This is a genomic window from Chitinophaga niabensis (genome assembly GCF_900129465.1).
GTDB lineage: Bacteria > Bacteroidota > Bacteroidia > Chitinophagales > Chitinophagaceae > Chitinophaga > Chitinophaga niabensis.
Genome location: NZ_FSRA01000002.1, coordinates 2,834,995 through 2,849,741 on the forward strand (window position 1 = coordinate 2,834,995; position 14,747 = coordinate 2,849,741).

10 protein-coding genes are annotated in these 14,747 nt (G+C 47.0%); 3 read left to right on the forward strand and 7 right to left on the reverse strand.

Annotated elements, in window-relative coordinates; genetic code table 11:
• The first annotated feature begins 6 nt into the window (after window positions 1-6).
• The gene (locus BUR42_RS28985; protein WP_074243008.1) at window positions 7-624 is read left to right on the forward strand and encodes a dihydrofolate reductase family protein; all 618 of its coding nucleotides are present in this window, start codon (window positions 7-9) and stop codon (window positions 622-624) included.
• A 14-nt stretch (window positions 625-638) separates the two neighbouring features.
• Here the strand turns inward: BUR42_RS28985 and BUR42_RS28990 are convergent, their stop codons facing one another.
• From BUR42_RS28990 to BUR42_RS29010, 5 genes are all read right to left on the reverse strand, one after another.
• Window positions 639-1,199, reverse strand: a complete 561-nt coding sequence (locus tag BUR42_RS28990; RefSeq protein WP_074243282.1) for a DNA-3-methyladenine glycosylase I — start codon at window positions 1,197-1,199, stop codon at window positions 639-641.
• Window positions 1,199-3,391, reverse strand: a complete 2,193-nt coding sequence (locus BUR42_RS28995) for a DUF4954 family protein (RefSeq protein WP_074243009.1) — start codon at window positions 3,389-3,391, stop codon at window positions 1,199-1,201. The genes BUR42_RS28990 and BUR42_RS28995 overlap by 1 nt, the downstream gene beginning before the upstream one ends.
• Window positions 3,392-3,398: 7 nt before the next feature.
• Window positions 3,399-5,237, reverse strand: a complete 1,839-nt coding sequence (gene glmS, locus BUR42_RS29000; RefSeq protein ID WP_074243010.1) for a glutamine--fructose-6-phosphate transaminase (isomerizing) — start codon at window positions 5,235-5,237, stop codon at window positions 3,399-3,401.
• A 107-nt stretch (window positions 5,238-5,344) separates the two neighbouring features.
• Window positions 5,345-8,965 (reverse strand): TraB/GumN family protein, encoded by a 3,621-nt coding sequence (locus BUR42_RS29005; RefSeq protein WP_074243011.1) that lies wholly within the window; start codon window positions 8,963-8,965, stop codon window positions 5,345-5,347.
• 60 nt (window positions 8,966-9,025) lie between these two features.
• Window positions 9,026-11,368 carry a S9 family peptidase gene (locus BUR42_RS29010; protein WP_074243012.1) on the reverse strand — a complete coding sequence of 781 codons (2,343 nt, stop codon included), beginning with the start codon at window positions 11,366-11,368 and terminating at the stop codon, window positions 9,026-9,028.
• A gap of 55 nt (window positions 11,369-11,423) precedes the next feature.
• Between BUR42_RS29010 and BUR42_RS29015 the strand changes: the two genes are divergently transcribed.
• A complete protein-coding gene (locus BUR42_RS29015) occupies window positions 11,424-11,972 on the forward strand; it encodes a histidine phosphatase family protein (protein WP_143197627.1) in 549 nt (182 codons plus the stop codon).
• Here BUR42_RS29015 and mgtE read toward each other — a convergent pair.
• Together mgtE and BUR42_RS29025 are read right to left on the reverse strand one after the other, a co-directional pair.
• Complete coding sequence (gene mgtE / locus BUR42_RS29020) at window positions 11,969-13,345, reverse strand: magnesium transporter (protein WP_074243014.1); 1,377 nt, start codon at window positions 13,343-13,345, stop codon at window positions 11,969-11,971. The genes BUR42_RS29015 and mgtE overlap by 4 nt on opposite strands.
• A 30-nt stretch (window positions 13,346-13,375) precedes the next feature.
• Window positions 13,376-14,251, reverse strand: a complete 876-nt coding sequence (locus tag BUR42_RS29025) for a bestrophin family protein (RefSeq protein WP_074243015.1) — start codon at window positions 14,249-14,251, stop codon at window positions 13,376-13,378.
• A gap of 92 nt (window positions 14,252-14,343) precedes the next feature.
• On the opposite strand from BUR42_RS29025, the gene BUR42_RS29030 reads away from it, so the two are divergent.
• Window positions 14,344-14,733, forward strand: coding sequence for an SET domain-containing protein (locus BUR42_RS29030; protein WP_074243016.1), 390 nt, complete (start codon window positions 14,344-14,346; stop codon window positions 14,731-14,733).
• Window positions 14,734-14,747: the final 14 nt, after the last annotated feature.

A 14,747-nucleotide genomic window follows, 5' to 3' on the forward strand; every position in this document is an offset into this window, starting at 1 on the left:
TAAGTTATGAGTAAGATCAAGATCACGACATTCTCCATTTCGCTGGATGGGTTTGGAGCAGGACCACTTCAAAGCTTAAAAGATCCACTCGGCATAAGAGGGGAAGAGCTTCACGCATGGATGTTTGAAAAAGCAAACAGTGATGGCACCGGCGTGGACAACGATATTGCCAGGAAGTCCATGGAAAATGTAGGCGCCTGGATTATAGGGCGTAATATGTTCGGTCCGGTCCGCGGAGCCTGGCCGGATGATGAATGGAAAGGCTGGTGGGGTGAACAACCACCTTTTCATGTTCCTGTATTTGTTTTAACCCATCATGCAAGGGAATCTTTCAAAATGGAAGGGGGAACAACGTTTCACTTTGTCACCGGCGGTATCGAAGCTGCACTTGAGGAAGCTAAAAAGGTAGCGGATGGAAAAGATATCCGCATCGGGGGAGGTGTTTCAACAGTTCACCAATTCTTACGGGCAGGCTATGTTGATGAAATTCAATTGACGTTCTCACCCATTTTTCTTGGTTCAGGAGAAAACCTGTTTTCCGGGATTGATCTGCCTGCCCTTGGTTTTAATAAGATCGAGAAGATAAATGGAGAAAATGCAACGCATATTATTTTGAAAAAATAATAGCATTTGAGCAGTTACTTCTTATATTTCCAACACCCCTGCACATGATCATTCACCATCCCTGTTGCCTGCATATAGGCATAACAGATCGTTGAGCCCACAAACTTAAACCCCCGCTTCAACAGATCCTTACTCATAGCATCAGACTCCGCAGTCTTAGCAGGTACATTGCTCAGGCTCGCAAACCTGTTCAAAATAGGTTTATGTCCCACAAACTGCCAGATGTATTTATCAAAGCTGCCGAATTCCTTCTGCACAGCAAGGAAGGCTTTAGCATTGCCAATGGTGGCATGGATCTTCAGCTTATTGCGAATGATCCCCGGGTTCTCTAATAAAGAAGAAATCTTCTTCTCTGTGTAACGGGCTATCTTATTAGCATCCCATTGATCAAAGGCAGCACGGTAGTTCTCCCTTTTAGTGAGTACCGTATACCAGCTTAGCCCTGCCTGCGCACCTTCGAGATTGAGCATCTCGAATAAATGTGTATCATCGTGATTGGGTACGCCCCATTCATTGTCGTGATAGTCCTTATATAGCTGATCTTTCAGGCTCCAGCCGCAACGGTTCTTTTCCATCAGAGTTCCCATTTTTTGATCAGGTCCTTCACTTGTTTCTTATAGGCTTTCAGGTCCGTGATCGTTTGTTGAATAAAACTGTTCTCATCCAGTTTGCCTACTACTGCTTCCATTTCTTCCTGGTTCTCGTAGGTCATCTGGCGGAAAGGATTTACATAATCTTTTTCCCGGCTGCGATAGATACCTTCCGTTAAAGCACCAAGCGTATGCACGGATTGCTCCAGGCATTTTCTGAGCTGGGAGGTAGTGAATTCTTTGGGTGTGAGCTGTAACAGCTCTAACAGGCTGGCCAGCGCATGTTGTAATTTATCCTGTTCATATCGCTCGCCTAACTGCCGGTAAGTATCATGCAACTGCTGCCAGCTGTTGATCTTTCCTTTCCTGATCCGCATTTTGATATCATCCATATCCTCTGCTTTGATCAGCTGCCCGCCGGCATTATGCCATGCTGTGCGTTTGCTGTTCCTGCAAAGGGCCGATAAAGCATTAAAAGATGGAACCACTACGATATTTTTCAGCAGGTTACGCATAGCGTACAACACAATCAGTTCGCGGAAAAGAGGATAAGAGCGATGTACTTTCAGCAGCTGCACTTTGCGGGCGGAGTTTTCGATACCGTCTGCATAGATTGTCATCCGTTTAACGGATTCATTTTCTTTCAGCAGCAACTGCCGGCCATCCTGCCGCAGGGTTTTCTCGCTTACTTTTTTATTACCATGGTGTGCCTTTCCTACAGCCAGTTCCAGCAGTTCCAGCGTAGTGAATAACTCTTCCACGGAATCCGGTGCCAGGTAATCAAATTCCAGCACCTGTGTTTTATCAGTGCGTTTATCTCTGTCTATATACTTCCAGGAGTTGCGGGCCAATGCGTACATATTGTGCATGAGCCAATATCCTGGCATTACTTTCAGGCTGTTCTCATGTTCATCATTCACAACAAGGCTGAAAGGATAGGGTACCTGTAATTCATGCAGGTAATTGCCTTTGGAGATCAGGGTGAAGCTGGCAAATTTGGAATTATGTTTCAGGGTTACGGAGAGACCTGGCCAGAAGCCCCTGCCTGCAATGATCTCACCATCTGCTCCACGGGAATTATGGTTGGAACCAATGGTAGCACCTGCTGCCATATTACTCTGGCCCATGATCAATGCGGCGCAGAGGAAGGAGTTGTTATGGTGTTGCTCATGTGCCGGGAAGATCAGTGAATTCAATACTTCACAGCAGGAGATAGTAGCGTTGTTGCCCAGGTAAGAGTTGATCAGCCGCGCACCATATTTTAACTGCGAATGCGAGGCCATGATAAAACGAACGGCTTTTACACCATAGAAAGCGCGGCAGCCCAGCCCTATGATCCCGTTCACCATCTCACAGCCTTCTCCTATCTGGGTAGGGGCACCGGCTTCACTGTTGATGGTGAGGTTCTTTAATTTATTGGCACCTTTCAGGTAAGCGTCCGTACCGATGGTTACATCTTTAATGATCTTACAGTTCTTGATCACGGTACGGTCTCCTACCATGCCGTAGTACCCTCTTTTCTTGTCGAACTCTTTTTCAGTGAAGGCTTTGAACTGCTCTTGCAGAACGGCATCGTGCCGGTTGCGTGTCCAGAGCCAGGCATCTCCCGGCAGCATGCCGTCGAAAGGCATTACACTTCTGCCGCCGTTCTCATTACAAAGCTCCAACCAGATGCGTACGCTTTCCGGCTCCCCTTCTTTTACAATACCATTTCCGAATTTGGCATGGTCTGTAGTGGCCATTTCGTTTACATTGGCAATGATCACTTCGTTGCCGATGATGTAATGGGAAAGGAAGTTCACATTTTGCACTACCACGTTGTCCCCGAAATCGCAGGAGGCAATGGTGCTGTTATAAAGCCCTACCGGCAGGCGGAGGTTATGGAATTCCAGGAAGTAGGGTTCCAGTTTGCCGATGCGCACCATGCCATAAAAGTGGCAGTGCTGCACCAGGTTGGGGTCAAAGTCGTTATCTACAAATATATTGTTCCAGTCGTCCGAGGTATTGTCGTTCCGAACCAATGTTTCAATTTCCCTTGCATTCAGTTTGCGGTGTACGGTTTCCTTGCCGCGTTGTTTATCCCGGAGGTAGTATTCATTCTTTCCTTCCGGCAGATAAGGGCCGTCAATGAACTGATACCCCAGCTGGTGGAGTGGTTTCTTTTCTATATGGTTCATAAGGATATTATTCTACAGTTACAGACTTGGCCAGGTTCCTTGGTTTGTCTACATCCAGGCCTTTTAATACACCAATGTGATAAGCCAGTAATTGGAGGGGGATCACGGAAATAATAGGTGCTACCAGTTCATCTGCTTCCGGAACCACGATCACATCATCTGCCATACCGGAAATGATCTGATCGCCTTCCGTGATAACGGCGATCACTTTTCCTTTACGTGCTTTGATCTCTTGTATATTGGATACTACTTTGTCGTAGTAACGGTCTTTGGTAGCTACAAATACTACAGGCAGGTTCTCGTCCACCAGGGCAATAGGCCCGTGTTTCATTTCGGCGGCAGGATAACCTTCTGCGTGGATATAAGATATTTCCTTCAGCTTGAGCGCGCCTTCCAGTGCAATGGGGAAGTTGTATCCACGGCCCAGGTAAAGGAAGTCGCGTGCATCTTTGTATTTATTGGCGATAGCTTTGGTCTGATCATTCAGTTTGAGCGCAATGGCTACTTTATCCGGTACGCCTTCCAGTTCATCCAGCAGGTGCTGGAAACGTTGTGCGGTGATGGTACCTTTTGCTTCTGCTATCTTAAGGCCTATAAGGCATAATACCGCAAGCTGTGCAGTGAACGCTTTTGTGCTGGCTACGCCTATTTCCGGCCCTGCATGCGTATATACGCCGCCGTTGGACAACCGGGCGATAGAAGAGCCAACCACGTTACATACGCCCAGGATGATAGCACCTTTTTCTTTAGCGCTTTCCATGGCAACGAGGGTGTCTGCTGTTTCCCCGGATTGTGAAACGGCAATGATCACATCACCTTTTCCTACAACAGGATTGCGGTAACGGAATTCAGAAGCGTATTCCACTTCCACGGGAATGCGGCATAATTCTTCTATCATGTATTCTGCTACCAGCCCTGCATGCCAGGAGGTACCACATGCTACAATAATAATGCGGTTGGCATCCTTCAGGAGGTCCATGTGTTCACGAAGTCCACCCAGTGTAAGCTGGCCCGCTTTTGCATCCAGGCGTCCGCGTAAACTGTCAAAGATGGTTTGTGGTTGTTCAAACACTTCTTTCAGCATGAAGTGGTCGTAACCGCCTTTCTCAATGGCGGCCAGTTCCATGTCCAGCTTCTGTATATAGGGTGTTTGTATTTCGTTGGAAATATTTTTGAGGATGAGTTCGTCTGCTTTAAGGATCGCTATTTCATAGTCGTTCACATACACAACTTCTTTTGTGTATTCAATGATGGGGGAAGCGTCTGATGCGAGGAAGTGTTCTCCTTTGCCAACGCCTATCACCAGCGGGCTGCCTTTCCGGGCTGCGATCAGGGTATCCGGATTATCTTCATCCACAATGAGGATCACATAAGCGCCCACTACTCTTTTCAGGGCTATCCTGAGGGCTTCTTCCGTGCTGCATTGATTGCTTTTTTTAATCTCCTGGATAAAGTGGATCAATACTTCCGTATCTGTATCGCTGGTGAACTGATGCCCTTTGTTCAGCAGTTCCTGTTTCAGCTGGGCATAGTTTTCTATGATCCCGTTATGCACCATGGCTAATTTACCATCGCCGGACATTTGAGGATGTGCATTCCTGTCACTTGGTTCTCCATGCGTGGCCCAGCGGGTGTGGCCTATCGCGATATGGCTTTTGAGGTCTTTACCGGTAATATAATCTTCCAGTTCGGCTACTTTTCCTTTCTTCTTATATACTTTCAGACTTCCACCGTTCAATAAAGCAACGCCTGTACTATCGTATCCACGGTATTCAAGACGTTTCAGGCCTTTGATAACTACCGGATACGCTTCCCGGTGACCTATGTATGCAACAATTCCACACATAAAATTCAGTATGTTTTAATAAGGTTATCTATGCAATATGCACAAAAAAAGCGGCCGGGCAAAGGTGTTTAAACATCTTTACCCGGCCGCCGCCATAAAATAAAGGATCAGTTCGCGTTGAGCATAGCTCCCAGGTTCATGTCATTGTCCCACCGGTAACGGTTCTTGTATTTCACCTGGCGGATCACTTTGATGAATTGTTCAGGTACAGACCTGTCTGCATCATAACGGATATCCGTGAGCTGTGTGAGGGATTCGTTGCTGGAAGACTGCTTTTCATCCTCCGGCTGGAGGCCGCTGATACCAAGGTACCAGGTATCTTCTTCCTTCTGTTTGTATTTATACAGGTAAACGTTGCCCTTTTTGAAACGGTGGGTAGTATGCTGTTTACCCAGCAACACTATGGAATCGATCCTGGTGTTGTAATCCACCATGCCATATAAAACGCTCCTGGCAATGGATTCCTGCTTTTTATAAGCTTTTGGGAATTTATCAAGCTGTTGTATTTCCTCCAGGGCTTCCCATAAGGCAACACGGTATTTCTCCTGCGCGGCGATCTGTTGCAGCAGGCTGTCTGCTACCGGCAGCTTGTGCCGGAGGTATAACTGCGCCAGCAGGATCTGCTGTAAAGGATTCTTTGTGCTTTCATAACGACTAAAGAACCTTTCCGCATTCTTGTTTGTGTTGCGGTAAGGCAATAGCAGTACCGCGTATTCGTGCAGTACATTATTGGGGTGAAAGCGGCTTTCTATATCATTATCGTCGTCCTCGTCTATTTGCTCCTGTTCATCTGCTATTTCTTTTTGCAGCGCTATCCGGGCATCAAAAGCAATCTGGCTGATATGATGCTCGTACAGCGATGGCTGGATCACGTTACTGTCCAGCATAGTAGCGAGCAGGCTGTATACCGGTTCTTTATAATCCGTGAGCGCGGTGAGCTGGAGCAGATCAGGGAAAAGGGATTTGCTGAGTTGCAGTGAATCCCGGAGGGGAGACAGCATAGCGTAGATATTATCCTCGTTACTGAAAATGGGGATCTCTTTCAATACCAGGTTGCTGAACACTTTATCTGCTTCCATGGTTTGCTGTTTCAATAAACTTTCCAGGATGTTGCGTTGCAGGCTGGCGGTATCGTTAGCAGCGAGGTAAGCGCTTTCGAGGAAGGGCAGTATTTCCGGATGGCTGATGTAACCCAGTTCTGCAATAAGGTCGTTCTTCACTTCCAGGTAATTCTTTTCACCGGCTCCCCAGCTCTTTATAAGCCTGATCAGTTCCGGCGCATGTTCATCTTTATAATGAACGGTGCTGATGGAACTCTTTGCCTGCTGGCGGGTAGTGCTGTCTTTACTGTTAAAATCAGCGAAGAACTCCGGGGCTTTGCTCAGGTAAATGGATTTACCGAATACGGTATCCCCGGGCGTAAAAGTATCAAAGAAAGAAGTGATGAAAGAAGAGGGGCCCTTGATATTATCGGTAACAGCAGAGAGCGTGTACTGGGCACCATTGCGCACAAATACTTTGCAGTAGAAGTTCCTGGTGCTGTTGGTATCCCGCATTTGCAGCAGGGTGCTTTCCCAGCCGGGTAAACGTTCATACTTTTTACTATGGATCACCAGGTCCCCCTGGTCTGTCAGGTTGTCGATCTCTCTTCCCCAGAATTGCGCACTGTCCTTAGTGCTGTAATAACGGTTGAATTTCTGGAACACTACTTTTACTTCTTCCCCTGTACTGTCTGAGCGGAAAGTTTTGTTCTTCACCTTATAGGCATGGTCCGTATTTTCTTCCGTACTGCCGGCTCCGGAAAATGCTTCCATCAGGGCATCGTCGTCTTTAGGGATCACGGGTGTTTTTACAGAGAAGTAAAGGCTTGTATCTGTATAGGCTTGTGCCGTGTTGTAAACAGGGTTTGCAGGCACAAAAGATTGAAAGAAATCGGATAAGGCTTTCTTATCATTCCTGTAATGGGCAGACAGGATGAAGTAATGTGGCCCCTGCAACAGGATGCGTGTTTGGGAGAAGCTGTTATCTGTATGCTGGTTCACTATTTCAAGACAGGTGTAACCCTGCCAGGTCATGAATTTCCTGCTCTTTTGCTGTTTGATGAATTGTGACTGCTGAAAACTTTCTTCTGCAAAACCCAGCTCTACGGTATCTTCTTCCAGTACGGAATAATCGGGGATGGTTTTACGCATCACCAGGTAACTGTTGCCGGTTTGTTTATCTAAAGCTTCGTACTCCTGCCGTTTGCTGAGGGAACGAAGGGTGATATTATTGGCGAATACAGGTGTATGGGGCATTTTTACAGAAAAGGTATTACCTGGGGAGTGGTAATTGACCCACGCGCCGCTTTGTAATGTTTTTAATTTGATGGAGGCAAAGAAACGGTCACCTTCTTCTCCTTCCACATATTCCCCGTTACCACTGATCTTGAAGATGAACACTTCAAAAGGTGTAACAAAGATGTTGTACCGCTGCATATCACCCCGCCGTGTGCGGTTACGGATATCAAAACCTTTATAACCGTTATTGCTGATCGCTTTTTTAGTGATGATCTTACCGGGAATGTTCTCGTATAAAAGACTGTCTATTTTCAGGGATACATCTGCTTCACTTTGCCCGAGGCTCAATGCGTTGGTCTTGATGCGGCTCACCAGGTAATAGGCGCCATTGGCCAGGTCTGCATACTGTAACTGGTTCAACATGGTCAGGCCGCTGAAGTTGAAAAGTTTGCCGGGTACATCTACCTGGATCCATCCGTCTTCTGAAGTATAGGTTTGAAATACTACCGGGGCCTTTACTTTCTCCAGCTGGTCCTTTTGTTCACTGTCGCGATTGTTGAACACAACCGGGCGTACAGTATAACCGGCTTTACGTAACATATAGATCAGGCCGCGGTCTCCGGGAAGGTGTGCTGCGCCTACACCGGCAAACAGGCTATTGATACGGATAATGGAATCGATCACCCGGAACATGTTTTCGTTCCGTTTGTAAAGGAATTTTTCCATGAAAGCAGGAGAGGTGTATTGATTGCTGGAAATGGAATCCAGCATATCCAGGTCTCCGCGGCGGTAGGCATCATTCAGTTTATTCCTTGAGTCCAGGGGATTTTCTGCATCCCTGTTCACCTTTTTTTGCTTTTTGTCTTTCGCCGCATCCCTGTATGCTTCCAGCATCAGGCGTTCGGACTCTTCAAAGCTTTCCACGCCGGTTGCACGTTTGCCCATTTTTTTACCTACCTGGTAGATGTACATATCCAGGAAAGTATCTTCCTCAAAATCTTCCTGTGCAGCAAAAGAGCGGTAGAGCAGGTGATTGATCATTTCAGGCCGGTAAGTAAGGCCGGTCCTGATCAGATCCCCATAGGCGCCAATGGTGAAGGCATCTTTGCTCATACTGCCATTCCCGGCCAATTCATTCATATAGCGGGAACTGAGGCGTAACATATTGCTTTTGGAAAAGTCTTCCTGCAATTGCTGCGGATCTGTTTCCAAAGAAACGATATCAGCGTTCTTGATACAGTGATAGAAAGAATCGCTGAGATGGAATGCCAGCTTATTGCTTACGTGCATGGTACCAAAGAGGTAGGAAGGCTTCGGCATGTTCTTGCCGGTGATCTCCCATAATAAACCCTGGTATTTCTTATTATTCGCCTGTTTATGCTGAGCAGCTGCAACAGAGCCTGTCACTAACAGCACACATACCAGTACACTTCTTTTCAATTGGTTCATATGAGGACGGTAGGGAATTAGATGTATTCAAATATACTGAAAATACTGCGGTGGCAGGCATTAGCGCCGCTGCAACACTTTCTCGAACAGGCCCAGTATACGTTTGTACTCATCCGTCCAGCTGGCAGGCTCTGTAAAGCCGTGATCTTCAATTGGGTATACGGCCAGTTCCCAGTTGTTTTTGCCGAGTTCTATGAGGCGCTGGCTGAGGCGTACAATATCCTGGAAATGCACATTGGTATCCACCATGCCATGGCACATCAGCAAATGCCCCTTTAACCCTTCTGCATAATAAATGGGGGAAGACTTCCGGTAAGCGATACTATCAGTAAAAGGTTCGTTGAGGATGTTTGAAGTATAACCGTGATTATAATGCGCCCAGTCTGTAACAGAACGGAGTGCTGCTCCGGCGGCAAAATCATCCGGTGTGGTGAACATGGCCATGAGAGTAATAAATCCGCCGTAACTGCCGCCATAGATCCCCACACGTTTAGGGTCTACGCCATAGTTTTGTGCCAGGAATTTAGCGCCATCCACCTGGTCTGTAAGGTCCTTTCCACCCATATAGCGGTAAATGCCGGTACGCCAGTTCCGGCCATAACCTGCACTGCCACGGTAATCTATATCCAGTACGGTATAACCAAGGTCTGTTAAAAGATTATGGAACATATATTCCCTGAAATATTGGCTCCACCATTTATGCGCATTCTGCAGATAACCTGCGCCATGTACAAAGATCACGGCGGCGCCATTGCGTTTGGCAGTTTCAGGAGTATACAGCCGGGCATGCACCATTTCATTGTCACGTGCTTTGAAGGTGATCACGTTGGCTTCCCTCCAGGGATAAGCTTTAAATTCTTCTGATTGGGCCAGCTGTGTGATCTGTACCGGTTTGGCACCTGCTTTATTTTCCTGGAGGTACATTTCCCAGGGTTTGTTGGAAGTGGAATAACGGTAAGCGATCCATTTTTCATCCGGGGAAAGTGTAACGGTATGTGCGCCGGGCATGCTGGTAATGCGTTCTGCTTTACCGCCGGTTACCGGCAAACGGTAATATTGCTTTTCACCGGGATGCACTTCATTGGTGAGCAGGTAGAAGTATTGTTTGTTATGAGATAAGGTTACATCCTGTACTTCATAGTTCCCGCTGGTTAAAGCCTGCTTTTTATTGCTGGCTACATTCATGGTGTAGAGATGGGAATAACCGGTTGCTTCACTCTGGAACCAGATGGTTTGTTCATCTACCCAGCCGATATTTCCCCAACCTACGCCGGGGCCACCTATCCATGCTTCATCCCGCTGGCGGTCCAGCAAACGGAGTGTACCGTTAGCGGCATCCAGTAACATGATCCAGCGGTCTTTGTTATCCTGTGAATTAATGTCCACTACAGCATAAGTTCCTTTCTCTGACCAGTAAGGGCCGCTGATGATCACACCGCGGTTTTTGGCTTTGGCCGTATCCTGTTTTGCATAATCAGGCTTGTCTGTAATGCCCGGAATGCCGGCCGTTTTAATGGCGATCACCGTGTCCTTTTCCCTGTCGTACACAAAGGATTCAAAACTTCCCCAGGGAGCGCCTACTTTGCTGCGGCTCCTGATATCCGTAGTATAGCCTGTTTCTGTTACATAGTTGGGAACGATGGTGGTTTTCTCTCCTGGCGGTTCATCATTTAAACGGTACACTACAAAACGGCCGTCAGGACTTAATACCACTTCTCCCAGCGATTTGTCTTCCAGGTAGAGCGTACGCATTTGCGGCACTTTAGGAAGGCTTTTGGTATATGCTGCCGCAGCATCTGCTTTTGCTTTTTTATCCTTCAGCACCTGCATTAATTCCAATTGCTGGTTCTTCAGGAACTGGTCCTGCGCACTCAGCTTTTCTTTTCTTTCCAATGGTTTGGCGCCCTGCACAAAATCCGTGAACTGTTCAATCAAACCTGTTTTAATATCCCAGGTGAAAAGGTTGCGGTTACGGCGGAAGAGGATGCGGGTATCCTGCATGGCAAAGTCTGCCTGTGTTTCTGTTTCTGCGGTATTGGTGATGCGTGTTTCTTTTCCGGTGGCCACCTCCCGAAGGTAGATGTCTCCGTAATAAGTATAGACGAGTTGGGTGTGTGCTTTATTATACTGTCCAAAACTCCTGGCATTGATCAGTACCCTGTCTGCCGCGTTGGTCTTTACCGGTGTATGTTTGCTGAGGGTGATGGAATAAAGCGAATCTGCCATTGCTTTTTCCGGGTTCCAGTTAAAGTATACGGTTTTACCATCCGCACTCCATTTTAAATTATCCGGAGAGGTACCGATCCATTTGGGATCGCGCATGATCTTCTCTACAGTAAGGGTTTGTGCGTAAGTAAGGGTTGATAAGAACAGGCCAGCGAAGGAGAGCAGTATTTTTTTCATATTGTATAATAGTGAAGAATTCTATAATTTGTTGCAATATAATAAACAACCCAGCATGATCTCACGCAAAATGATGTACGGCACAGTATTGGTAATCACGCTGTTAACAGCTTGCGGGCCTGCGCCTGTGAAGCAGGAGCGGGTACAGGTGCCTGTTACGGAAGATAGCACTTTTCTTACAGGTACTTTCTTTGTGGTACGTCATGCGGAAAAGAACCCGGGAGCAGACTCCACATTAACCGAAGCCGGTTTGAAACGGGCCGGGAAGTTATACAGGATGCTGAAAGATTCCGGTATTACACGGATCTATTCCACACCATTCAAACGCACTTTGCAAACAGGCGATTCTTTGCGCATCCTGGGTAAGATAGATACTGCCTTATATAAACCGGATAGCACAGGAGAATCGCTGTTGTATGAGATCAGCCGTAATAACGACTGGGGTAAAAAGATCCTCGTGATCGGTCATAGCAATACCCTCATTCCCATCCTGAAAAGCCTGAACACTTTTCCGAGGGATACCATCCGGGATGAAGATTATAACTTCCTGTTCATGGTATATAAAGGAAGGAAAATGGCGAAGCTGATCAGAACGAAATATTAAAGCAGGATACCTTTCAGGAAAATATACGCGACAGAGAAATAGATCAGTAATCCGGTAACATCCACCAGTGTGGCCACAAATGGCGCAGAGGAACTGGCAGGGTCAGCACCTGCTTTTTTCAATATCAATGGCAGCATGGAACCGGATAAGGTGCCCCATAATACTACGCCTATCAATGATACGCCCAGTGTAAGACCAATAAGCACCGTATGATCGCCGTAAGTATGGAAGAAGGAGTTCCAGATCAGGATCCTGATAAAACCAATAATGCCCAGGGCCGAACCCAGTAGTACACCGGAAATGATCTCCCTTCGCATCACCCTCCACCAGTCTTTGATGGTTAATTCACCCAGGGCCATGGCCTGGATGATCAGTGTGGAAGCCTGTGAACCGCTGTTACCGCCACTGGAAATAATGAGGGGAATGAACATGGCCAGCACAACCGCCTTGGCGATCTCATCTTCAAAATAAGCCATTACGGAAGCGGTGAGCATTTCACCAATGAACAGGATGATCAGCCAGCCCACCCGTTTCTGAACCAACCGAAGTAAGGGCATATCCAGGTAAGGTTCATCCAAAGCCTCGGTACCCCCGATCTTCTGGATGTCTTCCGTATGTTCTTCATTTAAGATCCATAACATATCGTCGATGGTAACAATCCCCAGCATAACACCGGCATCGTCCAACACCGGAAGGGCTACACGATTTTCTAACCTGAACACCTGTACCGCTTCTTCCTGTTCATCGTTTACATGGAGGGAAACAAAGCGGTGGTCCATCAGGGATTCCACCAGGGTATCAGGAGATACCAGCAGGAATTCGCGGATCCGGAAATCGTCCAGCAGTTTACCCTGGTTATCTATGATATAAATAACATCAATGGTTTCAGAATCCCGGCCATACATCCGGATGTGGTTGAGCACCTTGGCTACCGTCCAGTGAGATTTGGCGGCTATATAGTCCGGCGTCATGATCCGGCCTACACTGTTCTCCGGGTAACCCAGGAGGGCGAGGGTGATCTTTCGTTCTTCCGGGTTCAGTAGTTTAATGAGCTCTGTTACTGCCTGGCTGGGGAGTTCTTCCAGGAAGGCCGTCCTGTCGTCCGGCGGCAGTTCATTGAGCAGTTCTGCTATCTTATGTGCCGGCAGGTCCCGGATGATATCTTCCTGTGTGGGAAATTCAAGGATCCTGAATGCGGCGGCAGCACGCCCAAGCGTAAGTTGATTAATGATCAGGGCTGCCTGTTCCGGCACCTCGTAAATAAGTTCAGCAATATCGGTAATGAGCTGATCGTCCAGGAAGTCCTTTAACTCCCGGAAGTTCTGCTCATGAGCCAGTTGCTCAAACCTTTCCAGTAATACTTCATTTTCCATAAGATCAGACGCTTGGGCGAAATTAGGCAATTACAGTATCTCCTGCACATGCTTGCGGATATTGCCCGCAATAGTCTCTGTTGGCAGGTCGTTGGCATCTTTGCCAAAGGGGTCTTCAATTTCTTCTGCAATCAGCTCCAAACTCGCCAGTACATAGAAAATGAACACCACCATGGGGATCACCAGGTAACCTAATCCGAATACATATCCCATGGGAAGGGTCATCACATAAAAGAAGATGAACTTTTTCAGGAACACACTATAGGAAAAGGGGATAGGGGTGTTCTTGATCCTTTCGCAGGCACCGCAGATATCCGTAAAGGATTCCAGCTGGTTGTTCAATACAATCAGCTGATCTCCGGTGATCACCTGCTGGCGGTACAGTTCATTGGCCTTTGACATGATCATGGTGGCTATCTGGTTAGGAATATGTTCCCCTGAATGCAGATGGCTTAATTCTTCCTGTGTTAAACCTTCCAGTTTGTGTGGATGGAATTCCCCGCGCAGGTGATCTTTAAGGGCCATGGCATAGTTAGGGATCATATGGGAAAAGTACCTCCTGGCAAGGTGGCCCGTAGGTAACATGCTTTGTAGTTTAATAGCCAGGTTACGGCTGGAGTTCACCAATGCACCCCATTGCCTGCGGCCTTCCCACCAACGGTCATAGGCTGTATTGGTGCGGAACACCAACAGCAATGATATCACAAAACCCAGCAAGCCATGCATGGCTGTTATATTCCTGATGTGATCTTTTTCAGATAATTTAAAGACCTCCAGTTCCAGCCATGCTATGCCGGCTGAGTAAATGGCAAGGGCTATAAACATCGGCACCAGCTTCTTAACCGTGTCTGCCTGATGGATGCGGAAGATGAATGTGAACCACTCCCGGGGATTATAATTGATCATAGCTGCAAAAATAATATCTATATGGATCACTTGTTATTTTGATAACTGATGGGTTTGTCTTTACTTTACGGCTTCTATATTATAAGTGAGTTATGATCAAGCCGTATTTATACGTTAATAAGACCAAAGAGAAAGGCCGTGGTGTTTTCACCAAAGAAGCCATTCCAGCCGGAACACAAATAGAGGTTTCTCCTGTACTTGTACTGTCCGGTAACGATACATCGATAGTGGACAAAACTAAACTGCACAACTACATCTTCCTTTGGGGAGCAAGAGAAACACGCTCATGTATTGCTTTAGGTTTCTGTTCTATCTACAACCACGCCTACGAGCCTAATTGCGAATACGAGATGGATTTTGATGCCGAAACAATGGCCATCAGAACCCGCCGTGATATCAAAAAGGGCGAGGAACTCTCCATCAACTACAATGGAGATATCGAAGACAAATCACCTGTTTGGTTCGACGTAAAACGTAAATAATTTCCCTAAAAGAA

Coding starts and splice junctions, on each gene's coding strand:
- BUR42_RS28995 (WP_074243009.1), bottom strand. CDS start 3,391: ATGAACCATATAGAAAAGAAACCACTCCACCAGCTGGGGTATCAGTTC.
- BUR42_RS28985 (WP_074243008.1), top strand. CDS start 7: ATGAGTAAGATCAAGATCACGACATTCTCCATTTCGCTGGATGGGTTT.
- BUR42_RS29030 (WP_074243016.1), top strand. CDS start 14,344: ATGATCAAGCCGTATTTATACGTTAATAAGACCAAAGAGAAAGGCCGT.
- BUR42_RS29025 (WP_074243015.1), bottom strand. CDS start 14,251: ATGATCAATTATAATCCCCGGGAGTGGTTCACATTCATCTTCCGCATC.
- mgtE (WP_074243014.1), bottom strand. CDS start 13,345: ATGGAAAATGAAGTATTACTGGAAAGGTTTGAGCAACTGGCTCATGAG.
- glmS (WP_074243010.1), bottom strand. CDS start 5,237: ATGTGTGGAATTGTTGCATACATAGGTCACCGGGAAGCGTATCCGGTA.
- BUR42_RS29010 (WP_074243012.1), bottom strand. CDS start 11,368: ATGAAAAAAATACTGCTCTCCTTCGCTGGCCTGTTCTTATCAACCCTT.
- BUR42_RS28990 (WP_074243282.1), bottom strand. CDS start 1,199: ATGGAAAAGAACCGTTGCGGCTGGAGCCTGAAAGATCAGCTATATAAG.
- BUR42_RS29005 (WP_074243011.1), bottom strand. CDS start 8,965: ATGAACCAATTGAAAAGAAGTGTACTGGTATGTGTGCTGTTAGTGACA.
- BUR42_RS29015 (WP_143197627.1), top strand. CDS start 11,424: ATGATCTCACGCAAAATGATGTACGGCACAGTATTGGTAATCACGCTG.